Raw genomic sequence first — 26,644 nt, forward strand, 5'->3', positions numbered from 1 at the left:
TTCACAAAACAACTGCCATGAACGAGATCATTACACATTATTCTGAACAAGCCACCTTTAGCGATACCTCCGAAAACCTGCTGTTTCGCTACTATCCCAACTTGCCGGCGGGAAGCATGGTACAGGTAGGATCGAAAGACAACGACCTCGAAAAATACCACAATGGCAAGTGTTATGAGTTCACCGTCGACTTTTTCGGCGAAAAGAAAAAGCTATTCCTGGAACAGAAAAGAGCGATCGGGTTCGACGAGGAATTCGAAGTGACCCTCTACGAGTTTATGCTGCATGGTATCGAAGATGCCGGGTCCGCCGATCTCCAGTAAAAATAAAGCATCCAGGCGCTAATATTTTACGGGCGATTAAACGTTTATATACGTATAAGGTATTAATTTTGTGTCACACACACAACATTCCCAGGGGAGCTTATAACCTAGATTCTTATGCCAGACAAAAAGATCACGGTATTATACGTAGATGACGAAGATAACAACCTGGTATCCTTTAAGGCTACCTTCCGCATAAAGTACCATGTGCTTACAGCCATAAGCGGGGAGGAAGCCGTAAAACTACTCGAAACAAAACCGGTGGAAATTATCATCACCGACCAGCGCATGCCCAATATGACGGGCGTAGAATTTCTTGAAAAAGTGCTGGTAAAATACCCGGATCCCATGCGCATCCTGTTAACCGGTTATGCAGACATGAACGCGGTGGTTGATGCCGTAAACAAAGGGAAGATCTTCCATTACCTGGCAAAGCCGTGGAACGAAGAAGAGCTCGACATGACCATCCGGCGGGCGTACGAGGTATACCTGGAAAAGATCCGGCTCCGCGAAATGAACGAAAAACTTTCCGTGTCTAATGACCAGTTCGAGTTCCTGCTAAGGCAAAAATTACTCTCATAACGAGCCCGCCAGGGGTTCGCCGGCAGTAGCGTCTATTTCGCCCAGCAGCGCCAGTAAGGCTTCGGCGGTGATGGGCTTGTCGAGTAAATGTTTAACCGATTTATAACCGGAGATCCGAGAAAGATCGTTTTTATTCATCGTAGAAGTAAGCGCCACCAGCAGGTAGCTCCGCTGCACGTCCGGGGGTAATTGCTCGAAGGCTTCCACGAAATCAAACCCGCTCACCACCGGCATCAGCACATCCAGCAAGAGAATGGCCTTCGGCTGGTCGGTCACGGCGCCCTGCTGCGTAATATATTCGAGCGCCCTGGCAGCTTCGGTAAAGGCAATTACCTGCTCATTTTCAATGGTATGCTTAATCATTTTCTCGGCGATAAAGCAATCCAGCTCACTGTCGTCGATCACTATAAAACGATGTTTCATCTTAAGTAATTATTCATTTTGCGGTAAGGAGGTATCCTAACTCATTATTTATTGGGAATGGTGATGGTGAAAGTGGTCCCTTCGCCCAGCACAGAATCCACTTTAATGTCGCCGTTTAACTTGATCAATGCATCTTTTACGTTGTATAAGCCAAAGCCCGAACCTGCTTCCTGCGAAGTTGCACGAAAAAACAGGGTAAAGATCTCTTCCGTATGATGCCGGGGTATCCCGATCCCGTTATCGGCAACCCAAAAAGTGGCGGTGCCCCTGGATACTTCTATGCGCAGGGCCACCCGCTTGTTATCCAGCTCTTTCCGCTGGTACTTAAACGCGTTCGACAACAGGTTGTTTAAGATCAGCTTCAATATAAAAGCATCACAGCGGAAAGGTTCCTGCTGGTTTACCTCCGCCGTAAAACTGATCTGGTGCGCATTCGCATACACTTTGTACATGTCCTGCATCCCGGCTACCAGGTAGTTCATGTCGATCTCGGTAAGCTGCAGCTCTCCGCGCTGAAGCGTATAGTAATCGTGCATGCTGAGGATGAAAACATCAAGCTTTTTCACCGATTTCTCCATCAGCGCCAGCATCTCTTTCATCTCGGTGACGCTGTTCAGGTTGGCCGCTACGTTAATGGCGCCAAGAATCCCTGATAACGGGCCGCGGATGTCGTGACTTACACTGTAAGCAAACTTATCCAGCTCGTTGTAAGCGATCTTAAGCTCCTCGTTCTTTACGGTAAGCAGGGAATTGGAAATGTAAAACTTGTTCGCCTCTTCGATCGCCGACATGATATCTGCATCGTTCCACGGCTTTTTCACATACCTGAATATATGGCCATGGTTTATGGCGTCGATCACAGATTCAATGTCAGTATACGCCGTAAGCAGGATGCGCACGGGCAGCGGGAAACGGCTGCGCATTTCTCCAAAAAACTCGACGCCGGTTTTTACAGGCATACGCTGATCGCAAAATATCACATGAATATCCGGGTGCTTTTCGAGGATGATCTCCGCCTCCGTTGTATCGAGCGCGGTGAACACCTGGTAGTCGATGCGGAACGAGGCCTTAAAACCTGTCAGGTTATTCGGCTCATCGTCTATATATAAAATCTTAATTTTTCCCGGCATCTGTATTTATACCTTATATCTTTAATTAGGTTGCTTCACCCGGTGAATTACCGGTAATTCAATCGTAAACTCAGTGCCTTGGCCGGGCGCAGATTCCAACCGGATCTGCCCGTTATGTTTGCGGATGGTATTATAGGAGATAGACATCCCCAGCCCCGTTCCCTCTCCCACATCCTTGGTGGTAAAAAAGGGCTCATAGATCTTTTTCCGCGTATTTTCATCCATGCCCGTTCCGTTGTCGCGGAAGCGGATCAATACATGATCTCCCTCATGAATGGTGGTAATATGCAGCATACCGCCTGCCTGTTCGCCAAACTTCTTATTTACTGCATGGATCGCGTTGGTCAGGATGTTTAGGAACACCTGGTTCAGCTTGCCCGGGTAACATTCTATAAGCGGCAGGTTGCCGAACTCTTTTACCACGCCGATCCGGTTATTCAGCAGGTTATTAATGATCACCAGCGTCGAATCGATCCCTTCATTAATATCCGCTTTTTTAAGATCATTTTCGTCTAACCGTGAAAATACACGCAATCCTTTTACAATTTCCGCCGTGCGTGACGCGCCCTCGTGTATTCCCTTTAACAAATGGCTGATCTCCGTTTTCAGGTAATCGAAATCGAGCTCTTCCTTATAGGCCTCGATCTCGCGGATCTTGTCTTCCGCGGAACTATCCGAAATGCCCACTTTCTCGATCGCGGCGATGGCATCCAGCAATATATCCACGTCCCGCCTGAGCGGGTTTACGTTGGAAGTAACAAAATTGATCGGGTTGTTGATCTCGTGGGCGATACCGGCGGTCAACTGACCGAGCGAGGCCATCTTCTCTGATTCTACCAGCTGGCTTTGTGTTTGTTTCAGGTCTTCGAGCGTGACGCTTAACGACTGGTTTGTTTGCTTCAGCTCATGTGTACGCTCCTGCACTTTTTCTTCCAGCATTACGTTCTGTTCGCGGATAATGCGTTCGTTCTCCTTGGCGGTGGCAAGCGCTTCGGCCTGCGATGCTTCCTTTTCTTTCTTCAGGGTATTTATCCTGTCGGCCAGACCGAAGGACAGGAGCGCCATCTCTATGGCAGAAGCCGCTTGCATGGAATAGCTCGTAAATGTGTTATAAGGCAGCACGCCGTAGTCCTTCAACAGGAAAATAATGGCGCCGCCTAGCAGTACAGACCATGCAGAAAAGAAGAACTTCGCCGGTGCGTAGCCTTGCCGCATGATCATGAACGAAACCGAAAGCACCGTTACAGTTAATAAAGTAGTGGTTCCCTGCATTACCTTAAAACCCGGTTGCTCTTGCCCGAAGGACGTTAACAAGATGCCGATCCCGAAAAGCCCGACCAGCGCCGTAAGCACATAATTGGTTTTACGGGCGTTTTCGCGGGTGTGCAAAAAGTCTTTGGTAAACAGCAGCGCACCCATCCCGCTGAGGCAGGCAAACAGGATCACGCTTTTCACCTCGAACGCGGTATTACCCGGCCATAAATACTGAAACGTATATCCTTTAATACCGACCTGCGTGAGCCCCGCAAACACTACGTAGAGCACGTAATACAGGTAGCTCTTGTCGCGTACCGAGAAAAAGATGAATAGGTTATACAATACCATGATGAGCACAATGCCCAGGTAAATGCCGGTAATAAGATTTTCGCGGTTCAGTTTCTCCCACAGGCCCGTGGGCCGCGAGATGGTGGTGGGAACGATCACCTGCTCGGCGCTTTTTATACGCAGGTAGTACGTCTTTGTGATATTTCGTGGCACGTCCAGGTCGAAAATATAGCTTGGGTGCGCATATTTTCGCTGTGTGAAGGGTTTGTCTTCGCCGAGTGTAACGGGTGTATAACGGTTGTGATCGTCCTGCACGAACAACTCCACCTCATCCAGGATGGGATACGCCACCTCCAGCAGGAAATGGCCGTCGCTGCTTTTATTCAGGACCGAAAACCTCAGCCACGCGCTGCCGGGAATGGTACCCAGGTTAACCACATCCTGGGTAGCGGGCCTAAACTCCCTGTTACGCAGCGCCTCCGTCAGGGTTATCTCGGTTACAGGCTGGAGCACTTCAAATTGCTTGCCCAGCGTAATGATGCCGGTAGTGTCTGTTAATACCACCTGCGCCCGGCCAGCGGTACCGTTAAATAACAGGACCGCAAAGAAAAAGGTAAGCTGTTTAAACATCAGGATGGCGGTTATTTAACACAGGTAGTTACCACCACTTGTATAGAACAGGCAAAATATCCGCTTGCATCCGCGTCTTTCATCGCCCCTAAGAAAATGTCGTGCTCTTCCTGGCTGATGAAGCCGTTATCGGCTGTTTCTTTCAGGATACGTTCAATCCACAGGTATTCATTCGCCTCGGCCAGCGTTCTGATCACAAACGGGAAAAGCTCCAGCCGGATATCCCGGAAACCGGCAGCTTCCAGGTAGCCCGTAAGCTTGCGCGCCGCCAGGCCGTTATTAATCTTTACATCAGTAAGGTAACCGATCACTTTCCGCTCGATGGGCAGATGCGCATTGCAGAACGACAATCCGGGCCAGTCTGTTTCCACCAGCACGAGCGGATGATCGTGTTCCAACACCCGGTGGATCTCCTTCATTACCGCATCGGGCGCTGTAAGGTGCTGCACAAGGCGTTCGGCGCGCACGCCTTGTACGGTACCATCGGTAAAGGGGATCGGGCTGGCTTCCGAGAGAATAAACTCCACCTGCTTATTGTCATAAGCAGCTGCTTTACCCTTCGCCAGCATCTCCGGGTCGTGGTCGATGCCGAAAACCTTTACCTGGCCGCCCAGCAATTCCGACAGTTTGAGCACGTCCATCCCCGTCCCGCAGCCGAGGTCTATCACGGCGCCTTTCCTGATAGCGGTAAAAGGCTGGTACGATTGTTCCTTCAGGTTCTTTAAAAAGCGGCCTGTTTGTTCCAGGTAACTGATATTGTAATGTTTAGCAGACATGACAGGTAGGTTTAAAACAGGTTGAGGTTACGTTCGTTGACGGCAATACTTGTAAAGTTCTTCTTTGCGTTGGCGATCACTTCATCGAGGTGCCAGTTTTCCAGCCCCGGAATGAGAATATCATAATGGATCTCGATATTTTTCTTGCGGAGCACCTCGGTTTTCACCAGGTTAAGGTTCTCACGCAGTTTAAATATTGCCTCACGGTCCTCAGATTGCGCGGTTTTAAGGGTGGCAACGTCTTTAAGGATCATGGTGGTGGCCAGCAGGTCGAGCTTAGGGTAATAAAACGTGCCCTCGTTGCCGATACTTGTTTCGATCCCATACCCGACGCTCTCGGCCATTTTAACGGTATACGGCGCACAAAGCGCGAATAGCGATTGCAGGCCGATCTGGGTAGAAATAGCTACCGCCGCCCTGGTTAAAAATATGCTCCCGATGCCGTACCCGGCAATTTCGCGGGAGTTCCAGAGGCCGCAGATCTCGCCCGTGCCGTGGCGGGCGTGCTGGTATACCAGGTCGAATATCGAGGGGTCCAGCGCACCGGTGGCCTGCTCTACAGGCAGCGGCTCGGTTCCGCCGGCAACATGTACGCGGGCGCCGCCATATACTTTCTCTCCATCGAGCGACTCCACGATAAGTACGAAAGCGGCCGGGTTCCTGGTCCATTCGTGTTTGTTAGAGGTTACTTTAGTTACACCGATATTGGTGAGCACGTGCGTATGCCCTTCTACGAATAAGGCGCAGGCGGCCGGGTCGTCTGTCGCCCGAAAAGCGCGAAGCCTTACAACAGGATTTTCCTTATTTAATGTGTAGTCCACAAGCTGAAGCGTGAAAGCGTGAACAGGGACCTTTACCAGGAACCCCGGCCGGCTAATTTAGTATTTTGGTTGTACGTGTTTACGCGACACTTTGTTACCGCCCAACATAACTTTTACGCTACATGCGATGATCTTAGACCGTTTGCGCACCGGCACCGTTTATGTCACAATTGTTTTACCTGTACCCGCGCATCCGGCTGTTTTTTTGCGGCAGTATGTGGCGAAACGCAGTACTTTTAACCTGCGCTGATGTTCGTTCGGGAAACGAGCAGGGCTTACGTGGATCGGGAAGAGTATTGGGAAGCGGGAAAAGGGAAATGGAGAATAGGAAATGGAGAATAGGAAACGGGGAATAGAAAACAGGGAATAGGAAACAGAGAATAGAGAATAGAAAACTGAAAACAGAGAAAAGAAAATGGGAACAGGCCGTTGTTCATTCCCTGTTTTCTATTCTCTATTCTCTATTTTCCGTTTTCCGTTTTCTATTCTCCCAACAAGCACGATCCTACAAGACTACTACCCCTTTCGCCTCAAACGTTACCAATTTCTTTGGCTGGGTGATCTTGGCAATTTCTTCTTCCGATTTTTTAGCGTCTTTGGCATTGTGCTGCAAGTCTTCTACGGAAAGGGTTTCCTGTTTGGCGAAGCCGTCTACCACGACTGTTTTGCCCTGGATATCGGTAGGAACAAAGAATCCGTAATCTTTAAACCGAACGGTCATGGTTTCACCGTTTCCGAGATCAAGCGTCATAAAGCAGCCTTTTTTCTGGCAAACATCTACCACCGTACCTGATACTTTAGCGTCTAACGAATCGGCTTTACCCATCTTCTGGGTGAGCCTGGCCACTGGCAGCGCACCTTTGGCGGTGATCTCCGCACCATATTTCTGGCCCTGTACGGCAGGCGCCGGTTTGTTTGTTTGTGCAAAGGCCGTTATGGCGATCATACATACGAGCACGCAAAATATTTTCCTCATAATGTGTTGTTAAGCAGGCAAAAGTAATAATAATGGGTTAAATGCTGATCGCATTCCGGCACAAAAAAACTAATTTTGTGCAATAAACCATTATAAACCATGAGGTTCCGGATCTTCTGTCTGTTGGTGCTGCTGTCTGTTTCCGCCCGAGCGCAACCCGTTTACCGCTATACGGCGGATCTTAAGAATATTTCGAATGATAAAGTAGTAATCGAACTGCAGACTCCCGCGCTGAAAGAATCCGAAGCGGTATTTTCTTTTGCGAAGGCCATTCCCGGCTCTTATTCGCGGAAAGACTTCGGAAGGTTCATAGACGACCTGGAAGCTTACGATAAGGAGGGAAAATCTCTCAAAGCCGATAAATTAAACGATAACCAGTACCGCATCCGCGATGCGGAAAAACTCGCACGGATCACGTATAAAGTGAACGACACCTGGGAGTCGGCGCATAAGAATTTCATTTTCCAGCCCGGCGGATCCAATATCGACGCCGGGAAGGATTTTGTGATCAACAACCATGCTTTTTTCGGCTATTTCGAAGGATATAGCAACCTGCCCTTCGAGATCAGGATGATTAAGCCGGCCGAAATGTATGGAGCTACCCATCTTACGGTAAACCGCGACAACCCGGAAGAAGATATCCTGACAGCCAGCAGCTTTTTTGTATTGGCAGATAACCCGGTGATCTACGCGCGTCCAGATACTACCTCCTTTATGGCGGGAAACACCCGGATCAATGTATCAGTGTATTCCGTAAACAGCAAGGTAAAAAGCGCACAGGTGGCTGGCTTCCTCAAACCGATGTCGGCGGCGTTGCAAAAGTTCTTTAACGGGTTGCCGGTAGACTCATACCAGTTTCTCTACTTTTTCGAAGATCCCAGGCGGGCGCTTACCGACCGGGAGAAAGGGCAGGGCGGCTACGGAGCGCTCGAGCATAACTACTCTTCCCTGTATTACCTGCCGGAGATGGCCTACGAGCCGCAATTAAAGAAACTGGTGAACGAGGTGTCGGGCCACGAGTTCCTGCATATCCTTACACCGCTGAACCTGCACAGCGAACAGATCGCGGCGTTCGACTTCACCTCACCGAAAATGTCGCAGCATTTGTGGCTCTATGAAGGGGTTACCGAGTACTTCGCACACCTGGTGCAGCTGCAAAACGGATTGCTTACCGAAAAGGAATTCTTTAACAACATGCGCACCAAGATCAACCAGGCAGAGGAGTACGGCGATTTCTCCATGACCGAAATGAGCGCACACGTGATGGAAGACGATTGGCAGAAAAAATACAACAGCGTGTACAACCGGGGCGCCTTGATCGGGTTTATGCTCGATGTATTGATCCGCGAAAAAACTGCGGGCAAAAAGGACCTCAAATCCGTGATCATGCAACTCACCAGGAAATACGGCCCCAACAAACCTTTTAAAGACGCACAGCTTTTTGACGACATCATCCAGCTTTCGCACCCGGCGGTAAAAGATTTTATCGCGAGTTATATCACCGGTGCCGAGCCCCTTCCCTTTCCCTCGTTCTTTAACAAAATAGGTTACGAGTTCCAGCCGGAGAAAAAAGTGGTTGCTTACTACGCCGGCGAGCTGGCCCTTAAATACGACGAAACTGCCCAACGCTTCGCTTTTGCCGACGTAAAGAACAATACGCTGGGTGTTAAAGACGACGACCTGTTTGTAAAGATCAACGACATTAACGTTACTTCCGCCAACATCAACGATATCTGGGAAAAGTACTTCCAGGCCAATACTACAGAGCCGGAGGTGAGTTTAACGATCACCCGGAACGGGGAAGCCAAAATATTAAGCGGCAAGCTCGATACCGGCTACTTTAAAATGAAGAACTACCTCGCACCGGCGGAATCTAAAACCGACGGGCAGGATTACCTGCTCAGGCTGATCAGCAACCGGCCGATAGAGGTAAACGGCAACTAGCGTACTACCTGTCCCGTTAGCCCTTCGGCAAGCTCCAGGATAACGCACTGCATGGAGAATCAGGCCGATCCATGCCGACGCACAGGCCGCTTTTATTTATTTCATTTTTTTGTGCAACAAAAAAGAAAATGGTGTCGTCTTATAATCAGCAACAGCAAACGACACTTAACTTTAACCGCATACCAGATGAAAAAGCTCATCCAAATACTCCTCCTGCTTACGCTTCCCGCTATCACTTTCGCGCAAAGCAGTGTAAAAGCAACGGATATCGTTACCAGGATCAATAAAGGAGAAGCCGTTACTTATTCCAACGTTCGCGTAGAAGGCGACCTCGACCTCACACAGCTAAGCAATAAAAAATTAGAGAGCAAAAAAATTTCCGGCATCGGGACTAAAAATTACGTCAGCACCGTAACAGCGCCGGTTTCTTTCACCAACTGCACATTTACAGGTAACGTACTGGCTTACGTATCGCCCAACAACGGCAAGGTCTTTAACAACAGCAACGAAGTGTTTAATACCGACTTCGAGAAAGATGTAACGTTTGCAGGCTGCACCTTCGAAAACGAGTCGGCCTTTAAATATTCGCATTTTAACGGAAAAGTATCCTTCGCGGGAAGCATCTTTAAAGAGGAAGCGCTTTTTAAATACAGCCAGTTCGCCTTTGCCCCGAATTTCTCCAAAGCGCGGTTCGACGAAACCGCTACGTTTAAATATGTGAACTTCCCGCAAGGCACCAGCTTCAGCGCCGCCTCGTTTAACGAACATGCGGATTTTAAATACGCCACCTTTCAACAGGGAGCCGACTTTGGAACATCCAGCTTCCTCGGGCTGGCAGATTTTAAATACAGCTCCTTTAACAGCCCCAAGTTTACGGGCGCCGAATTTAAAGGCAGCGGCGACTTTAAGTACACCAGCCTGAGCGGCGATAAGACGTTCAGCGCCGAAATCAGGGACCGCATCAGGTAACTGCTTATTACTTAAGCTATTTCTTACACCATTTCATCGCACTATTAAGGGGGTTGGACGCTTTAACAGGCCACGCTATTGCCCGGTCTGAAGGGTTGATCTACCTTTGTTCTATCAAATAAAGCAAATACAAAGAAATTAAATATCATGAAAAAGTTCACTACCATCGTTACCGCACTCGTTATCCTCATAGCCACCAATACTTTCGCCGACGATAAAAAGGGCAAAGGAGGCGATAATCCAAAAACAGCATGGGTGATCGAATCGCCGGAATTCGTTTGGGGCGATCCTTCCGAAGTCGACTTCGAACAACCGGAGATCAGCTTCGAAGCAGTTGACCTGCCGGATTTTGAATGGGGAAACCCTGCGGAGATCAGCCTCCAGGCAGAAAACGCACCAGCAGCGGTATTCCTCGGCACTCCTGAATTCGTTTGGGGCGATCCTTCTGAAGAGATCAGCATCACCGGGCCCATCAGCCTGCGGGCATTTGTTTGGGGCGATTCATCCGGCGTAGTGATAGAATAAAAGTTTAGTTAGTTAGTTAGTAATCTGTAGTTAGTTTTAGCAAGTGAGGAAGGCTTCCGGTGGGGAAGCCTTTTTTTGTATGAAAATTCTCATTTCCGTCGGCCTCCGGGTGGATTGCCGGCCAGGCGGTCTTTTAACCGCCCGCATCTACCCGCTAATCCAGGCCACCGGGGAACGGAACTATTTATAAAGGATCACCAGGTAATCCCAATCTGCCGGATTGCCAAACCCTACACTGGGTGTGTAAGCTACCAGGCCGATCTTTTTACCGGCCTGCAGGTATTGACCAACGATCCTGAGGTTAGAAACCGCTTTCCAGATATCGGTATAATCCTTAGGAAGCGCTTTAAATTCCTGCATATAATATACGAACCGGCTATTGCCCGGGTAGCTGATAGCCTTCCCCGACGGGTAATTTGCAGCAGGCTTAAAAGCGGCAGGATACGTAATGGCGCCTTTTCCCATCCAGATCATGGTACCGCTGAACAAGAGCTTATCGTCGGGTTTGAAATACAGGGCGATGCTCCCAAAATCACCCGGCGACTTGTAATCGATGCGGAGCGGGATGCTGTCTGAGGGCGACGAAACCGCCATGACCGATTGCTCGGTACCTCCTTCAAATTTCCTGGTGAGGTAATCAACCTTTAACAACAATACGCTGCTTCCCGCAAGTGCGTCGCCCGGGTTGCCTGCATCGTCGCCTGGCGCACATCCGGCAAACAGGAAAATAATACTCAGTAAACAAAGGATATTCTTCATTATATTGATAATTTTATTGGTCGGCTGTACCAGGTCAGGCATATGATAATACGAAAGCCGGCGTGCAAACGCTACAGCCGGCTAAAAAGCGTTAGTTAAAACTTAAAATAAACCCGTATGAAAACCAAATTTAGCACCCGTTTATTCATCACAACCGTGATCCTGCTGTTTTCTTCCTTGCGAATGATGGCCATCGACTCTAAGGAGCTTGTGGGCGCCTGGGGTTACGGCCCGCCGGAAAACCGTACCGTGATGATCGCCACCGACAAGATCTTTTCGGTGGCCAATTACGACGTCCCGGGGAAAAAATTGCTGGCCACCTACGGCGGCACGTGGCGGATGGAAGGCGATAAGCTCATTGTAAAAATAGAATGGCACTCGGTGAAACCCGAAGTGGCGGGCAACGAATACCCTTACGACACCAAAATAGAGGGCGGCAAGCTCAAAATACCCCAAACACAGGAGGTGTACGATCGCCTCGACGACGGCAAGCCAGGCGCACTGGCCGGCGCATGGATCATTACCGGGAACTACGCGAACGACAAAGTTTCTAAACGCCCCGCACCCTTCTTCCCGAGAAGGACCATGAAAGTGCTCTCCGGGAAGTACTTCCACTGGATCGCATACAACGTAGAAAGCAAGCAATTTATGAACGCCGGCGGAGGCACCTACACTACCGTGAATGGCAAGTACACCGAAAATATCGAGTTCTTTACCAAAACCGCCGAAAGCGTGGGCAAAAGCCTCACCTTCGATTACTCTTTTGTAGATGGCGACTGGCGGCATAAGGGCGAAAAGTCTACCGGCGGCCCCATGGATGAGTGCTGGTCGAAAAGGGAAACGCTGGAGAAATAACGCGCATTGCGGGATCGATCACGGTAATAACTTATCCGGACAGCGTTAGCTTGCCGTAGCCTGCCAGATAAACCACGCGTTCAGCAACACGTACGTTACCAGGAAAATTTGCCCGGTGAACACATCAAAGCGCGTTGCCCGTTTAACCTCTCCGCGTTTGATCATTTTCAGCGACCAGGCGGTAGCGATAATAATGCCCAGGATAAACAGCAGCGTAATGCCGTGCAGCGAATCAACCAGTGTAAAAGCGGTTGATTCCGGCAAGGCCGATTCGATGATATATTTATTGCCGATAACGGCGAAAAGAGCACCCACGCTCAGGCCAAAACGCGAGTCGATACTGTCTGCATGAATATAAAAGCAAACATACGAGATCAGGAACGCCACGTACATCCCCAGGAACATTTTCCAGAAAAGCCCCATGGCGTCGCGCACGATGCCGATGCGCACCCGGTAGCTGCTGTACTCGGTATGCGGCGTATCGATAGAAGCATCGCCAAAGGCGGTTTCGTATTCCTTTATCCCGCTGGATATATTGAGGCTGTCGATCGTCCAGCCGCGTAAGGTGAACCGCGGATCAAAGTGCTTCCCGGGCGTATCGGCCGCAAACACCAGGGCGCTCGCATCATATTGCGAATTTTCAATAGAAAGACGGAGCTTTTGGCGGTCGAAGGGGAAATTATCGATCACCCACGAATCTTTCATCACGCACTGCAGCTTCATCAGCTGGTAAACCTGCCCGCCGGTAGTATCTGTTGTAGAAAACGACTGTACCACTGTTTTGGCGGCCGGCACTTCCAGGTTGTGCAGGAAATCGAAATCACGGTTCTTATATTTGAGCCAGAGCCAAAAGGAAATGGTGTACTCTTTCTGCTTAAAGTCGATATCGTGGATAGAAGTGATGTAGATCCCCGTGCGCACCGTATCAGGCACGCGCGACTGCGGCAACGCGCTGCCCGTAAAAATGAAAACGAATAGAAAAATAATGCCGGCCGCTTTCCTGTACATGGTGTTTTTGCAAGTAATATTACGCGCAGATCTACCCCTAAAATACAAAATACTGCCCGATTGTTTTAGTTTGCACACGCGTTGACAAGCCTGTAGTATGCCCTTCAAAAATGTGCAACTGCGTACCTTCCGGAAGGGCCCCCAACCCGATTTTTACATTTTATCGAAAAAACCTGCTTGCAATACCCAAAAATTATTAGAACTTTTGCACCTTCAATTAGTAAGATAATTCACTGTAAGTCAAACCATGATGAACACATCTGCTTACATACCTGCTTCGATAGTAACGGCCCGCACCGGGTACGTGCTTGTTGCGGCCTGTTGTGAAACATCACAGAGTGAAAAGCTGGTATTGAGACAGCGACGACCATTCATGCCCAGGGTTTGATTACCGGCATTTCCCCAAACACATTCCGCATTCGGCGGTTCCTGTAGTATAAGCAATTAATTTGATCACAATAAAAGACTAAAAGCGTAGTCTTTTCCGCCTCAAAACGGATTTTCTATACGAAGATGGAAGAAAACAATTTTGTTGTAATTCCTGCAACAGAACAACATACCGGTTACGCGCAGCAGATCGTTGATGAAATGGAAGAATCTGCAAAAGCCCGCGGTACCGGGATCGCACGCCGTTCACCCGATTACGTGGCGCAAAAAATGCTCGAAGGCAAAGCAGTGATCGCACTTCATAACGACGGCAGGTGGGCAGGCTTCTGCTACATCGAAACCTGGGGACACGGTGAATTCGTTGCCAACTCCGGCCTGATCGTTAACCCGCAGTTCCGCAAATCCGGCCTTGCCAAAGCCATCAAGAAAAGAATATTTGCGCTTTCGCGCGAAAAATATCCCGACGCCAAGATCTTCGGTCTTACTACCGGCCTTGCCGTGATGAAGATTAACTCGGAGCTGGGTTACGAACCTGTTACCTATTCGGAGCTGACTACCGACGAGAACTTCTGGAAAGGGTGCCAAAGCTGTGTTAACTTCGATATACTTACCATGAAAGAGCGCAAAAATTGCCTTTGCACCGCAATGCTCTGGGACCCCGTTGAAAAACAAAAGGAGATCGAGGAGAAAATACGCCTTGCCGAAGAAGAAAAACGCCGCATCGCCGAAGAGCTGATGACCAAGGTTTCGAGAAAACAGACACTGCTCGAACGCGTGGAGGAGAAGCTCCGCGATTCACTGAAACTCATGCTTACCTAATCATAATTTTATAACCCGGCTTAACCGAGGCTTGCCAATCCGGGCTTGCAGGAGAAAGCCACCAGCCATCAGCTAGTAATGAAGAAAAAAGTTGTTCTCGCATTCAGCGGAGGTTTAGACACCTCATTTTGCTGCATTTATTTAACACAGGACCGCGGGCTCGAGGTGCATTCCGTGATCGTAAATACCGGCGGCTTTTCCGAAGAAGAGCTTAAAACCATTGAAGAACGTGCTTATGCTTTGGGTGTGGCCTCTCATTCGGTGGTCGACGAAACCGAAAGCTACTACCAGGACTGCATCCGCTTCCTGGTGTACGGCAATGTGCTAAAAAATGCCACTTACCCGCTTTCTGTTAGTGCGGAACGTGTGAGCCAGGCTACCGCGATTGCCGGCTATGCCAAAAAGATCGGCGCGGAATACGTGGCCCACGGCTCCACCGGCGCCGGGAACGACCAGGTTCGTTTCGATATGATCTTCAATATCCTGATCCCCGGGGTAGAGATCATTACGCCTATCCGCGACCTCAAACTGAGCCGCGAAGCTGAGATCGAATACCTTAAAAATCATGGGGTAGAGTACAGCGCCGAGAAAGCGCGTTATTCCATTAACAAGGGCATCTGGGGAACTTCCGTAGGCGGAAAGGAAACCTTAACCTCGCATGATACGCTCCCGGAAGAAGCCTGGCCTACGCAGGTAAGCGAAACCGAGCCGCGTAAGATCGAGCTGTCGTTCGAAAAGGGTGAGCTCGTGGGCCTCGACGGAGAAGCGATGCCGCCGGTAAAAGCCATCCAGCAACTGCAGGCCATTGCACAGCCGTACGGCATCGGCCGCGATATCCATGTGGGCGATACCATTATCGGCATTAAAGGGCGTGTCGGTTTCGAGGCAGCTGCCCCGGTTATCATCATTAAGGCACACCACACGCTCGAAAAACACACCTTAACCAAATGGCAGTTAAGCTGGAAGGACCAACTGGCCTCGTTTTATGGCAACTGGCTGCATGAGGGCCAATTCCACGACCCCATCATGCGCGATATCGAAGCCTTTTTAGCCAGCACGCAGGATAAAGTGAGCGGCAAAGTATTCGTAAAGCTGATGCCTTATCGTTTCCAGGTACTTGGCATCGAATCGGCACACGACCTGATGTCGGCCAAATTCGGCAGCTACGGGGAAATGAACAATGCCTGGACCGGCGAAGACGTAAAAGGGTTTTCCAAGATCTTCGGTAACCAGGTAATGATCTGGCATAAAGTGAACGCGGATAAAGCGCAGGCGGAAGATTGATGGATTTCGCTTACGGGTGCATGATATAAAATAAGTTCTTTTTCATAACACATACGTGCTTTCTGCTTTATGGTTTTGCCTGAAAATGTATTTTCCACTGCTACCGTCATCCCCTATAAATGGGGAGCTGATTGCCTCGGCTGGAACTTTATACAGCAGCCCGGCGCAGCGGTAAAACAGGAGCGCATGCCGCCGGGAACCTCAGAAATACTGCACTACCACGAGTTCGCGCAGCAGTTCTTTTTTATCCTGGCGGGAACTGCGGTTTTCGAGGTAGATGGCATCGAAACCATTGTTGGAAAACAGCAGGGATTCTCCGTCCTCCCGGGAGCGAAACATAAAATAACGAACCCGGTAAAGGAGGAATTGGAATTTATCCTGTTCTCTTTTCCTTCTGCGGACGGCGACCGGATTGAATGCGGCGAGCCGCTTTAACTTAAATAAAATGAACACGATCATAAAAGCCGGGATCATTGGCGGCGCTGGTTATACCGGTGGTGAGCTGCTGCGGATCCTGGTAAATCATCCGCAGGCTGAAATCGCTTTTGTGAACAGCAACAGCAATGCCGGCAACTATTTATACGATGTACATACCGACCTGCTGGGCGATACCGACCTAAAGTTTACGGATAAGATACTGCAGGATATCGATGTACTTTTTCTTTGTGTGGGACACGGTGACGCAAAAAAGTTGCTGGCCGCCCACCCGATAAACCAACGTGTCAAAATAATTGACCTGAGCCAGGATTTCAGGCTATCCCCCGCGGTCTTTCATCAACCCGGGACTGCGGTGGGCGATACCGCCGGGGACAGGAATTTCGTATACGGTCTCCCCGAGCTGAACCGCCACGCGATTAAAGAAGCCGCTAATATTGCCAACCCGGGCTGTTTCGCTACCTGCATCCAGCTGGGCCTGCTGCCACTTGCCGGTAAAGGATCGCTAACCGCCGATGTCCACATTAACGCAACTACGGGATCTACGGGGGCCGGACAAAGTTTATCTGCAACCTCGCATTTTACCTGGCGTAACAACAACCTTTCTGTTTACAAAGCCTTCGAACACCAACACTTGCGGGAGATTAAACAGTCGCTGAACCAATTGCAGGCGGGGGCTTATCCTCCTTCGGAGGACGCAGGAGGATTAAACTTCATCCCGCAGCGCGGAGATTTTACCAGGGGGATCCTGGCCGCCATGTATACCGAAAGCTCACTCACCTTACAAGAAGCGGAGAAACTGTACCAGGATTTCTATGCCAGCCACCCGTTCACTCACATCAGCAAGAAAAACATCGACCTTAAACAGGTGGTAAATACCAATAAGTGCTTTATTCACCTGGAAAAACATGGCGATAAGCTATTCATCATCAGCATCATAGATAACCTGTTAAAAGGTGCGAGCGGCCAGGCGGTGCAGAATATGAACCTGCTTTTCGGGCTGGAAGAAACCATGGGATTGAAACTGAAAGCACCCGCTTTCTAGAAATTAACTAAAAATGAAACTCTTCGACGTATATCCACTCAACGATATTGAAATTGTAAAAGCCCTCGAAAGTACAGTCTGGGATGCTGATGGCACCGACTACCTCGACCTCTATGGCGGTCATGCGGTGATCTCCGTCGGGCATACCCATCCCCACACGGTGAAACGCTTAACCGACCAGCTTCACCAGGTGGGCTTTTACTCCAACTCGGTGAAAATTTCCCTGCAGAACCAGCTGGCTGAAAAGCTCGGACAAGTTTCGGGAAAAACCGACTACCAGTTATTCCTGGTCAACTCAGGCGCAGAAGCAAACGAGAACGCGTTGAAACTCGCCTCGTTTTATAACGGCCGCAAAAAAGTGATCGCATTTAAAGGGGCGTTCCACGGGCGCACCTCGCTGGCTGTATCGGCCACCGATAACCCGAAGATCATTGCGCCGGTTAACGAAACAGAAAATGTTATGTTCCTGCCATTTAACGACATCGGTGCATTGGAGAACGCATTCGCGGAATCTGGCAGCGAGATCTCTTCCGTGATCATAGAGGGAATCCAGGGCGTGGGCGGCATCAGGGAGGCTTCTGCCGCATTCCTGCAAACGATCCGGTCGCTTTGCGACCAGCACGACGCGGTGTTTATTGCCGATTCCGTGCAATGCGGCTACGGCAGAACGGGTTTATTTTATTCGCATGACGTTGCAGGCATCAACGCAGATATCTATTCCATGGCTAAGGGCATGGGTAACGGGTTCCCGGTAGGTGCGATCTCTATCGCCCCGAAGTTTAAACCGTGGTATGGTATGCTGGGCACCACTTTTGGCGGCAATCATTTAGCCTGCGCCGTTTCGCTGGCGGTACTCGAGGTGATTGAACAGGATAACCTGATGGCAAATGCGGCATCGGTAGGAGACTACCTCATCACGGAACTGAAAAAATTTGACAAGGTTAACGAAATACGCGGACGGGGGCTGATGATCGGCATCGACCTTCCCGATGAGCTTGCATCCGTGAAAAAGAACCTGCTGTATAAGCACCATATTTTCACCGGGGAGGCGAAACCGAATGTGATCAGGCTGCTCCCGGCCCTAAATTTAACGAAAGCGAATGCAGACAGGTTCCTGGAAGCATTAGCGGAGGAACTAAAGTAATATGAAAAAATGGATCGCCATCGTGCTCGGATCGCTTTTTGCGAAGGCGGGCATAGCGCAGGAATATTACGTAACTATGAAAGGCGATACCGTTCGTGGCGAGATTAAATCATTCGACAAAAATGGGATCAGGTTCAAGCCGGAAGACGGCCCGGCTGCCCAAAAAGTGCCGATCGGGGATGTGAAAGCATTTTACGATAAAAAAGATAAAAGCGTATACTTCAGGCAATACCTTCCCGACGTTAAAGACGATGTTTTTGTGAAGCTGCTCGAGGACGGCAGGATCAGGTTATACGAACGCCTGGATCTGCAAATGCGGTTTGGTGCTCCCACTTTTGGTTTCGGAGGGATCAGTGTGGGGGGAATGAACCAATCTAAACAGAAAAATTGGTATGCTTCCAAAGACGGCAAACCCCTGGAAGAAGTAAAAACCAGCGAACTGCTTAAATCCAAGTCCCGGTCTGAACGTAAGGATTCTTTTTACAGCCTGTTTGACGACGACCCGGATATGATGGAGGTCGTAAAAAAGTCGGGGCAATTTGGCTTCGACGATATCAGGAAGTTTATTAAACAGTATAACGAACTCAACCCGGTTAAATCAAAATGAAACTATTCTCTTCTGTGAACGACGTTGCGAACGTTAGGCAGCTTGTGCAGGAAGCCCTCGATCTTAAGAAGTCGCCGTTTGCTTACCAGGACCTCGGCAAGAACAAAACGATCGGCCTGGTATTCCTGAACCCCAGCCTTCGCACGCGCCTGAGTACCCAAAAAGCCGCCATGAACCTCGGTATGAGCGCCATGGTAATGAACATGGACAAGGAGGGCTGGGCGCTCGAAACCCGCGACGGCGTGGTGATGAACGGCACCACCGTTGAACACATCCGCGAGGCCGCAGCCGTAATGGGCGAATACTGTGACATTTTAGGGTTGCGTTGTTTCCCCAAGCTGGAAGACCGCGGGGAGGATTACAGCGAGGACCTCTTTAACAAGTTCGTTAAATTTTGCGGTATCCCGGTGGTGAGCCTGGAAAGCGCGACGCTGCATCCGCTGCAAAGTCTTACGGACCTGGTTACGATCACCGAAACCTGGAAAAATCCCGCCCGCAAACCAAGGGTAGTTTTAACCTGGGCGCCACATGTTAAGGCACTCCCCCAGGCCGTTCCCAACTCGTTCGCCGAATGGATGTGCCGGGCACAACGAGACAACATGGTCGACTTTGTGATCACCCACCCCGAAGGTTACGGGCTGGCAGAGAAATTCACCCCGGGTGCGGCCATCAACTATAACCAGGATGAGGCACTGGCCGGGGCCGATTACGTGTATGTAAAGAATTGGTCTTCGTACCAGGATTACGGGAAAGTGATCCCCGTAACCGGGAACTGGATGATGGACCTTAACAAGCTCAGCCTGACAAATTCCGCGAAAGTAATGCATTGCCTGCCGGTGCGGCGCGATATCGAGCTGTCTTCCGAGATCCTTGATAGCCCCCACTCGCTGGTTGTCCACGAAGCCGGTAACCGGGTCTGGGCGGCGCAGGCGGTGTTGAAACAGATGCTTATGTAGTTTCCAGTGATCAGTTGCCAGTTCCGGCGAGGCGTTTTAAAGGACTGATCACTAAAAACCGATCACTGAAACTGACAACTCAAACCCTGCCACTATGTACATTCCCAAAAACTACCTCCTCACCGATTTCGCTGCGATCACTTCATTTATGCAGCAATACAGTTTTGGCACGTTGGTATCGAATCACGAAAATATACCGGAAGCAACGCATATTCCTTTCGTGATAGAGGTGATTGGCGACCAGGTGCATATTTCTTCGCACATGGCACGGTCTAACCCGCAGGCCGCCCGCATGGAGAACCAGGAGGTGCTTATCATCTTCACAGAACCGCACGCCTATATTTCGCCCCGCCATTATGAGAAAGAGCAGAACGTGCCCACGTGGAATTACCTCGCTGTGCATGTTTACGGGCGGGTACAGGTTACCAACGATCCGCAGCGTAAGCAGGAACTTCTCGAAAAAATGATCGGCACCTACGAAAAAGGCTATATGGAACAATGGAAACGACTACCCGAACAATTCAAAGCCAATAACATCAAAGGTATTACGGCCTTCGAAATCGAAATAACGGATATCCAGGCGAAGAATAAACTAAGCCAGAACAAAACAGAAACCGAGCGAAAAAGCATAATTTCGGAGCTCGGCAATAGCGGCGATACCAATGAACGGGATATCGCCCGCTATATGTCGCAACTGGAAATCCGATGAAAACGCTTTACGTAATAAAAATAGGCGGCAATGTGATCGACAACTCCGCCAACCTGCATGCATTCCTGGAAGTTTTTTCTGCGCTGGAAGGTTCAAAGATCCTGGTGCACGGAGGCGGCAAGATGGCTACCCAACTCTCGAAAACGCTGGGGATCGAACCGAAAATGGTCGATGGGCGCCGCATTACCGATATCGAAACCCTCCGCGTGGTAACCATGGTGTACGCCGGGCTCATCAACAAAAACATCGTGGCACAATTGCAGCTGCATCACTGTAACGCCATCGGGCTTACGGGAGCAGACGGCAACCTGGTCCGCGCGCAAAAGCGTCCCGTAAAGGAAATCGATTACGGCTATGTGGGCGACCTTCACGAAACATCCGTGGCGTCGAAGAAACTGGGCGCCCTGCTGGAAGAGCAACTGGTGCCGGTATTTTCCGCTATCACGCACGACGGCAACGGGCAACTGCTCAATACCAACGCCGATACCGTCGCTTCGGCGATCGCCGTGGCCATGTCGGCCGATTACGAAACCAGCCTGGTATATTGTTTCGAAAAAAAAGGCGTGCTGGCCGATGTAAATGATGACGCCTCGCTGCTGGCCGAGATCCGTTCCGGCGATTTTGAGGCTCTTAAATCGGAAGGCATCGTAGCCGATGGCATGATACCCAAGCTCCACAACGCTTTCGAAGCTATTAAGAATGGCGTAAAAGACGTTTATATCGGCAAAGCCGGCGATCTCGCCGAATTAGCGACACAATCTTTTGGAACAAGGCTCTTAAGCTGATATCTAACTGACACCTAATTATAAATCCATGGAAACCAACACGCAGATCGCCATCATCGGCAGCGGAAATATCGGCTTATCCCTCGCAAAAGGATTGGTGAAAGCCGGGATCTACCAGGCATCGCAGATCACCTTAACGAGGCGCAACGTCGCTGCCCTGCAATCCTACACCGACAGCGGTTTTATAACCACCAACGACAATGCGGAAGCGGTTAAGAACGCCCGCATCGTAGTGATCGCCGTTCTGCCGCAACAGCTTAACAAAGTACTCGCGGAAGTTAAAAGCGTGGTGCAGGCCGACAAGCAGCTGTTCATTTCCGTGGTTTCCGGCGTAAGTTGTGCCGATATCCGCCGCGAGCTCGAAACAGATTCGCAGGTGGTTCGCGCCATGCCGAATACCGCCATCGCCATTGGCCATTCTATGACCTGTATTGCCAGCGACGACGCTTCGGAAGAAAATGTGGAAATCGTTAAATCGCTGTTCGATACGGTGGGCGTAAGCATCCGGATCAACGAAGAGCTGATGACCTCGGCCACGGCTTTATGCGCCTGCGGGATCGCTTTCTTCCTGAGGTCTATTCGTGCGGCATCGCAAGGCGGAACAGAGATCGGGTTCCATGCCCACGACGCGTTAAAGATGGCGGCCCAAACCGCGAAGGGGGCCGCAGACCTGCTGCTGCAGCTGGCATCGCATCCCGAGCAGGAAATCGACAAAGTGACTTCGCCGAAAGGCTGCACGATTGCCGGGCTCAATGAAATGGAACATAACGGGTTTAGTTCGGCAATGATAAAAGGGATCAGGACATCGGCGAAAAAAGCGGGAGAATTGTATACGAAAAGCGAGTAGCGCCTGCCGCATTAATTTTTCACCCTGCTCTGTTCCGCTTCCGCGCCGTTCGCATCATGGTTCCGCTGGTTAGCGATCGCCTTTCCAAAGCGGTACGATAATGAGAGCACTACCGTGCGGCTATCGTTTGCGTTCGTCCAGTTTGCATCCGTACCGGCCAGGTTATTAATAATACCGTTGTTCTTGAAAGTATAAAACAGGTCGTTCCCCACCAGGCGTACACTGGTAGAGGCCGAGAGCTTTTTGGCGAATGCCAGGTTCACCCTCCCTCTAGCCTTGCTGATGAACTGCGCATTGGTTACGTCAGACTGGTATCCGCCGTCCAGCTGAGCCGTCCAGTCTTTGGGGAACTTGAACGAGAAAACCGGTCGTAAGAAAAAATAGGCGCCCGCATTGTCAAGTTTCCCGGTATAAAAATCGCTCACGGAATGGATCTCAGACACGCGACCGAATAACTTAAAATCGAGCCACGAAACCGCCGCGAACCCGGCATCGAACGCCAGTGTTTTTACGGTCGTGCGGCCTATGTTACCCGGGCGGCTATAATAGATCCCGTCAACGATCTCGATCGTTTCGTTCACTTCGTTATTGGTGCGGTTGTAGCTAAGTGTAACGTTGAGATGGCTCTTGTAGGAATACGTAAGCTCCACGTTATGCCCGAACGAAGGGCGCAGGAAAGGATTGCCCGTATAATAAGTGAACTTATCCAGCGGCGACAGGAACGGGTTCAGGTCCTCGTAATAGGGACGCTCTATCCGGCGGCCGTAATTCATGCGCAATTGGTTGTTTCCCGCGCTGTCAAGCTTGTACTGAACATACGCCGTGGGGAACAGGCTTGTATATGACCTGCTAAATACTGAATCGGGCTTGACCGTATTCCCTAGCTGATGGCCTTTCGAAAACGTACTTTCCATGCGTAAACCACCCTGCACCGAGATCCGTTTGCCTTCCCTGGAAAAATTGGCATACGCCGCATTAATGGTTTCACGATAGATGAAGTGGTTGGTTTTTCCATAGTCGGGGTTGGTGGCACCATTGAGGGTGTAGAAATAATCGGCGATGTTATTCGTGCGGGTGAAGCTCGATTTCAACCCGCCTGAAAGCGAGATGCCTTCTGCCAGCGGGTGATCGTAGTCGGCCTTTGCCGAATAGATATCGATCTTGGCCGGGAGCCCGCCAGATAGTAGATCGCTGATCTTTAATTGGTTATTTGAAGCGTAACTCTTGTTATCGAAGATCTGGTCTTTGTCAGAACTATACCGCAGGTAATCGGCGTCTGCCGCAAGCTGCCGCCGGCTTTTGCCGAAGTGGTACCGGTAGTTCAGGTTCACCCCGCCGTTTTTCGAGGCGCTGTGCTCCTTGTTTTGAGCCACGATGGTAGAATCCAGCGTTCCCGACGGTTTCTGGAAACGGCTGTTCACCGGCGAGTTTACGTTCCTCGGGCTAAATGAACCGGTAAGATTGATACCCCATGTGCTATTTTCCGTAGCGTAATAGTCGAAACCCAGCCGGGTGGAGTAATTCTGACCCTTCCTGCGGATGAGGGAGTTCTGGATAAAATCAGAAGTTGGCGTACCGCTGTTATCGCGGAAATGCCTGTTGATAAGCAGGTCGTTAAAGCCGTTATTGTAATTGAAGCCTGCATTGCCCGTAAGGTTCATCTTCCCGGAGCGGTAGTTAAAATTAGCGTTATCGTTCGTTTTGGCATATTTACCTTGCGTATAAGCGAGATTTATCGCCCCGTTAAACCCCTTCGCTTTGCCGCGTTTTGTGCGGATATTGATCACGCCGCCGTTCCCCGAGGCATCGTACCTGGCCGGGGGGTTGGCCATCAGCTCCAACTGGTCGATGGCAGCGGCCGATAAGGAACGCAAATATGTTTCCAGTTCGGTGCCCGACAGGTATGTGGGCTTGTCGTCTACAAAGATCGTTACCCCTTTGCCGTTCAGGCTGATAGCCCCGTTCGGGTCTACGATCACCCCCGGGGATTTTTCGAGCACATCGAGTGCCGTACCGCCTGCATTGCTGATCAGCGCGTCGGGGTTCACCACCGTGCGGTCGATCTTCTGCTCGGCGAACGGCTTTTGCGCAGTGATGGCTACTTCGCCTATGGCTTTAGCAACCCGCTCGAGGATAATGGTGTTCCATGCCAGGTCGGCGGAAACTTCCGTTGCAGGGCTGTGGTACTCCCGGTAACCCAATGCCTGCACCTGCAATGTGTATTTCCCGGCATTCACCTTTTCGAACGTGAAAGTGCCATCCGTAGCAATGATATTCGTTTTCACCAGCACCGAATCCGGGAACCGGAATAATAAAACGCTCCCGCCGTCTACCGGTTTTTGGTCCGTATCCACCACCGTACCGGTGATCTTTATCGGTTGCTGCCCATATAGAAAAGTCGGGGCAAAAGAGATCCAGGCAGCTATGACAGCCGCAAATTTTAGTTTCATAATGATTCAAATAATGGGGTTACCGTATCACCAGCCGGATGCCGGTCGTTCGCTTTAACGTTTAAAAGTCTTTCACTTCAGTCTTAGAGTCGAAATTGTAATACCAGGCCCATGTTCCCTTTTTGCCTTTTTCGATGGGTTTCACATAAGCCTTTTTATAGCGCTCATAAACCGGTTGCGGCATCCGCCGGCCGTTTACGATAAACTCTTCCGTGCTGAGTTTGAACGACGTCAAGCCGGAAGGCGATTGGATCACCCCATCGCTCACCAGGTCGGCGACCAGCCTGTCACGTTTTGTCCTTTCGTCGGCTTCTTCCTGGTACACGTCACTTCGCGCCTGGTAATTGGCGTGGTAGCCGGCATATGGCTCCCGCGAAGGATAGTTGAGCGGGGTGGTCAGTGTGCCCAGGGAAGCCGTATTTGCGGCAGACAACTGCGATAGCTGGGCCTGGGATTGCAATATTTGGTCGATCCGCGACAGGTGCGGACCGTATTCTGCCGGGGCGATGGTTTTCGCATTTACCTGCATCGACGCGATCCGGTCATTTAACCGGTTCACCTGGTACAGCGTCCCGTCTAATTTTACCACAACGGTTTGCATGTTACCGTTCGCGCAGCTCACCGTAGTATTGTCGCGAAGGTCGCCGGGGTTAAAGATCCTGATCTTTGCGGCCGACTCCTGTGAAGGAACTGTATCCCGTTTCGCTTCCGGCGATGCGGGATCCGGCACCGTTGCCGGCTGTACGTGCGGGATCAAACTTCCGGGTGCCGGTTTGTCTGCGGGCGAAACCACCTTGTTCAGTTGCCTTTCCCCATGGGCCAGGCTTTTTCTCCCGCTTATTTTCGATCCGGCAGCAGGACCGCCCGAAAAAGCGACCGTCAGCACACAAACCATCAGCAGGCATGCAGCCATTACACCTTTTTCAAGACCGTTCAGCGATTGGTTCCTGTTCGAAACCATCCGTTTTACACGGCTAAGCAATACGTTATTTTTACCATGCAGCTGCATCGCGAAAGCGGGAGCCGGCGACTGGTACTCCTGGCAGGCCACCAGCGCCCGGATATAATCCTTTTTATCCGGTACCCGGCGCAGCACCATATCATCGCAGCAGTTCTCCCGTTCATCGCGGATCAGGGCCGAGATCCAGTGTACCGCCGGGTTAAAGAAAAACAGGATCTCCGCCAGGCTCATGAGGAGGTTCGCCAGGTAATCGCGGCGGTAAATATGCGCCAGCTCGTGGAATAATACCGCTTCCGCCTCCGCGGTGGAAAGCGACGACAATAACCCTACCGGGACAAGGATCAGCGGCTTCAGGTAACCGATCGCCATTGGCGCCCGTGCCAACCCCGATTCCATCACACGGACCACGCGGTTGACGCCCATCTCATGTGCCATCCGGGCGAGGCGGCCGTTCCATTCCTGGCTAACCGCGAAAACCAGGTGGCGCCGAAGCCGGTAAACGTCCTGTAAACCCACTCCCAGTTGAACAATACGCAGCGTAACCACCAGCAGCCAGGCCAGCACGAAAACGGTACTGTAGCGTTCCACGAAACCGGATAAGAAATTGCCGGCCTGGTCGAAACTAAGGCCGGAACCGGGCGCCTCGATCTTCGCCGGAGCATGGTTTCCTGTAATATGCACTCTTTTAAGCTCCGAAACGGGGTTACTGGCTGCGATCTTCATAACCCCGGTGCCCAGCGTAACCGCGAACGCCAGCGTATAAAGCCCCAGCAATAACAGCAGCGCGTTATAGCGCGCCGCCGCCCGCGCCCTGCGGGTAACCACTACCACCAACCCCGTGGCAATGGCCAGCAGGATACCTTGCCATAACGAATGAAGCAAGGCTGAACATAAAGCCTTCACCAGGCTGTCGGGCAAACTATGTGTGTTGAAAAAGTCCATGTTATAG

Annotated in this window: 26 protein-coding genes; 16 read left to right on the forward strand and 10 right to left on the reverse strand. The window is 50.6% G+C overall.

From position 1 onward, the window contains the following. The first annotated feature begins 17 nt into the window (after nt 1-17). Both GS398_RS03645 and GS398_RS03650 read left to right on the forward strand, forming a co-directional pair. Nucleotides 18-323: a hypothetical protein gene (locus GS398_RS03645; RefSeq protein ID WP_160905352.1), complete on the forward strand. Its 306-nt coding sequence runs from the start codon at nt 18-20 to the stop codon at nt 321-323. A gap of 117 nt (nt 324-440) precedes the next feature. Next, a complete protein-coding gene (locus GS398_RS03650; RefSeq protein WP_160905353.1) occupies nt 441-905 on the forward strand; it encodes a response regulator in 465 nt (154 codons plus the stop codon). Here the strand turns inward: GS398_RS03650 and GS398_RS03655 are convergent. The 6 genes from GS398_RS03655 to GS398_RS03680 form a co-directional block, all read right to left on the reverse strand. Continuing rightward, the gene (locus GS398_RS03655; protein WP_160905354.1) at nt 900-1,328 is read right to left on the reverse strand and encodes a response regulator; all 429 of its coding nucleotides are present in this window, start codon (nt 1,326-1,328) and stop codon (nt 900-902) included. The two genes, GS398_RS03650 and GS398_RS03655, sit on opposite strands and share 6 nt — an antisense overlap. A gap of 44 nt (nt 1,329-1,372) precedes the next feature. Next, entirely contained in the window at nt 1,373-2,458 is a 1,086-nt protein-coding gene (locus tag GS398_RS03660; RefSeq protein WP_160905355.1) for a hybrid sensor histidine kinase/response regulator, read from the reverse strand. Between the two features lie 21 nt (nt 2,459-2,479). Next, nucleotides 2,480-4,633 carry a sensor histidine kinase gene (locus GS398_RS22645; protein ID WP_160905356.1) on the reverse strand — a complete coding sequence of 718 codons (2,154 nt, stop codon included), beginning with the start codon at nt 4,631-4,633 and terminating at the stop codon, nt 2,480-2,482. A gap of 11 nt (nt 4,634-4,644) precedes the next feature. Continuing rightward, nucleotides 4,645-5,409: a methyltransferase domain-containing protein gene (locus GS398_RS03670; RefSeq protein WP_160905357.1), complete on the reverse strand. Its 765-nt coding sequence runs from the start codon at nt 5,407-5,409 to the stop codon at nt 4,645-4,647. 11 nt (nt 5,410-5,420) lie between these two features. Then, nucleotides 5,421-6,230, reverse strand: coding sequence for a hypothetical protein (locus GS398_RS03675; protein ID WP_160905358.1), 810 nt, complete (start codon nt 6,228-6,230; stop codon nt 5,421-5,423). Nucleotides 6,231-6,735: 505 nt separating this feature from the next. After that, nucleotides 6,736-7,206 carry a DUF4920 domain-containing protein gene (locus tag GS398_RS03680; protein WP_160905359.1) on the reverse strand — a complete coding sequence of 157 codons (471 nt, stop codon included), beginning with the start codon at nt 7,204-7,206 and terminating at the stop codon, nt 6,736-6,738. 99 nt (nt 7,207-7,305) lie between these two features. Here GS398_RS03680 and GS398_RS03685 point away from each other — a divergent pair, with 99 nt between their 5' ends. From GS398_RS03685 to GS398_RS03695, 3 genes are all read left to right on the forward strand, one after another. After that, complete coding sequence (locus tag GS398_RS03685; RefSeq protein WP_160905360.1) at nt 7,306-9,150, forward strand: M61 family metallopeptidase; 1,845 nt, start codon at nt 7,306-7,308, stop codon at nt 9,148-9,150. 186 nt (nt 9,151-9,336) lie between these two features. Further along, entirely contained in the window at nt 9,337-10,119 is a 783-nt protein-coding gene (locus GS398_RS03690; RefSeq protein WP_160905361.1) for a pentapeptide repeat-containing protein, read from the forward strand. 147 nt (nt 10,120-10,266) lie between these two features. Then, the gene (locus GS398_RS03695; RefSeq protein WP_160905362.1) at nt 10,267-10,644 is read left to right on the forward strand and encodes a hypothetical protein; all 378 of its coding nucleotides are present in this window, start codon (nt 10,267-10,269) and stop codon (nt 10,642-10,644) included. Between the two features lie 180 nt (nt 10,645-10,824). On the opposite strand, the gene GS398_RS03700 is transcribed toward GS398_RS03695, so the two are convergent. Then, the gene (locus GS398_RS03700) at nt 10,825-11,403 is read right to left on the reverse strand and encodes a hypothetical protein (protein WP_160905363.1); all 579 of its coding nucleotides are present in this window, start codon (nt 11,401-11,403) and stop codon (nt 10,825-10,827) included. Nucleotides 11,404-11,520: 117 nt separating this feature from the next. Between GS398_RS03700 and GS398_RS03705 the strand changes: the two genes are divergently transcribed. Then, nucleotides 11,521-12,258 carry a membrane or secreted protein gene (locus tag GS398_RS03705; protein WP_160905364.1) on the forward strand — a complete coding sequence of 246 codons (738 nt, stop codon included), beginning with the start codon at nt 11,521-11,523 and terminating at the stop codon, nt 12,256-12,258. A 45-nt stretch (nt 12,259-12,303) separates the two neighbouring features. Here GS398_RS03705 and GS398_RS03710 read toward each other — a convergent pair whose 3' ends face one another. Continuing rightward, on the reverse strand, nt 12,304-13,266 hold the full coding sequence (locus tag GS398_RS03710) for a ligand-gated ion channel (protein WP_160905365.1): 963 nt from the start codon (nt 13,264-13,266) through the stop codon (nt 12,304-12,306). A 513-nt stretch (nt 13,267-13,779) separates the two neighbouring features. On the opposite strand from GS398_RS03710, the gene GS398_RS03715 reads away from it, so the two are divergent. From GS398_RS03715 to proC, 10 genes are all read left to right on the forward strand, one after another. Continuing rightward, nucleotides 13,780-14,472, forward strand: coding sequence for a GNAT family N-acetyltransferase (locus GS398_RS03715; RefSeq protein ID WP_160905366.1), 693 nt, complete (start codon nt 13,780-13,782; stop codon nt 14,470-14,472). 78 nt (nt 14,473-14,550) lie between these two features. Continuing rightward, nucleotides 14,551-15,756, forward strand: coding sequence for an argininosuccinate synthase (argG, locus tag GS398_RS03720; RefSeq protein ID WP_160905367.1), 1,206 nt, complete (start codon nt 14,551-14,553; stop codon nt 15,754-15,756). Nucleotides 15,757-15,825: 69 nt separating this feature from the next. After that, on the forward strand, nt 15,826-16,191 hold the full coding sequence (locus tag GS398_RS03725; protein WP_160905368.1) for a cupin domain-containing protein: 366 nt from the start codon (nt 15,826-15,828) through the stop codon (nt 16,189-16,191). 10 nt (nt 16,192-16,201) lie between these two features. Then, nucleotides 16,202-17,236 carry an N-acetyl-gamma-glutamyl-phosphate reductase gene (gene argC, locus GS398_RS03730; RefSeq protein ID WP_160905369.1) on the forward strand — a complete coding sequence of 345 codons (1,035 nt, stop codon included), beginning with the start codon at nt 16,202-16,204 and terminating at the stop codon, nt 17,234-17,236. Nucleotides 17,237-17,249: 13 nt separating this feature from the next. Further along, nucleotides 17,250-18,380 (forward strand): aspartate aminotransferase family protein, encoded by a 1,131-nt coding sequence (locus GS398_RS03735; protein ID WP_160905370.1) that lies wholly within the window; start codon nt 17,250-17,252, stop codon nt 18,378-18,380. A 1-nt stretch (nt 18,381) separates the two neighbouring features. Beyond that, nucleotides 18,382-18,987: a hypothetical protein gene (locus tag GS398_RS03740; protein ID WP_160905371.1), complete on the forward strand. Its 606-nt coding sequence runs from the start codon at nt 18,382-18,384 to the stop codon at nt 18,985-18,987. Then, nucleotides 18,984-19,943, forward strand: a complete 960-nt coding sequence (locus GS398_RS03745) for a Rossmann-fold NAD(P)-binding domain-containing protein (protein WP_160905372.1) — start codon at nt 18,984-18,986, stop codon at nt 19,941-19,943. The genes GS398_RS03740 and GS398_RS03745 overlap by 4 nt, the downstream gene beginning before the upstream one ends. A gap of 94 nt (nt 19,944-20,037) precedes the next feature. Then, nucleotides 20,038-20,652 carry an FMN-binding negative transcriptional regulator gene (locus tag GS398_RS03750; protein ID WP_160905373.1) on the forward strand — a complete coding sequence of 205 codons (615 nt, stop codon included), beginning with the start codon at nt 20,038-20,040 and terminating at the stop codon, nt 20,650-20,652. Continuing rightward, nucleotides 20,649-21,437: an acetylglutamate kinase gene (argB, locus tag GS398_RS03755; protein ID WP_160905374.1), complete on the forward strand. Its 789-nt coding sequence runs from the start codon at nt 20,649-20,651 to the stop codon at nt 21,435-21,437. Before GS398_RS03750 ends, argB begins: the two co-directional genes overlap by 4 nt. Nucleotides 21,438-21,465: 28 nt before the next feature. Next, nucleotides 21,466-22,284 (forward strand): pyrroline-5-carboxylate reductase, encoded by an 819-nt coding sequence (gene proC / locus GS398_RS03760; protein ID WP_160905375.1) that lies wholly within the window; start codon nt 21,466-21,468, stop codon nt 22,282-22,284. An 11-nt stretch (nt 22,285-22,295) separates the two neighbouring features. Here proC and GS398_RS03765 read toward each other — a convergent pair whose 3' ends face one another. Together GS398_RS03765 and GS398_RS03770 are read right to left on the reverse strand one after the other, a co-directional pair. Further along, nucleotides 22,296-24,734, reverse strand: coding sequence for an outer membrane beta-barrel protein (locus tag GS398_RS03765; RefSeq protein WP_160905376.1), 2,439 nt, complete (start codon nt 24,732-24,734; stop codon nt 22,296-22,298). Between the two features lie 61 nt (nt 24,735-24,795). Further along, complete coding sequence (locus GS398_RS03770; protein WP_160905377.1) at nt 24,796-26,637, reverse strand: M56 family metallopeptidase; 1,842 nt, start codon at nt 26,635-26,637, stop codon at nt 24,796-24,798. Nucleotides 26,638-26,644 lie beyond the last annotated feature (7 nt).

This window comes from Hufsiella ginkgonis (genome assembly GCF_009834915.1).
In the GTDB taxonomy this organism is placed as follows: domain Bacteria; phylum Bacteroidota; class Bacteroidia; order Sphingobacteriales; family Sphingobacteriaceae; genus Hufsiella; species Hufsiella ginkgonis.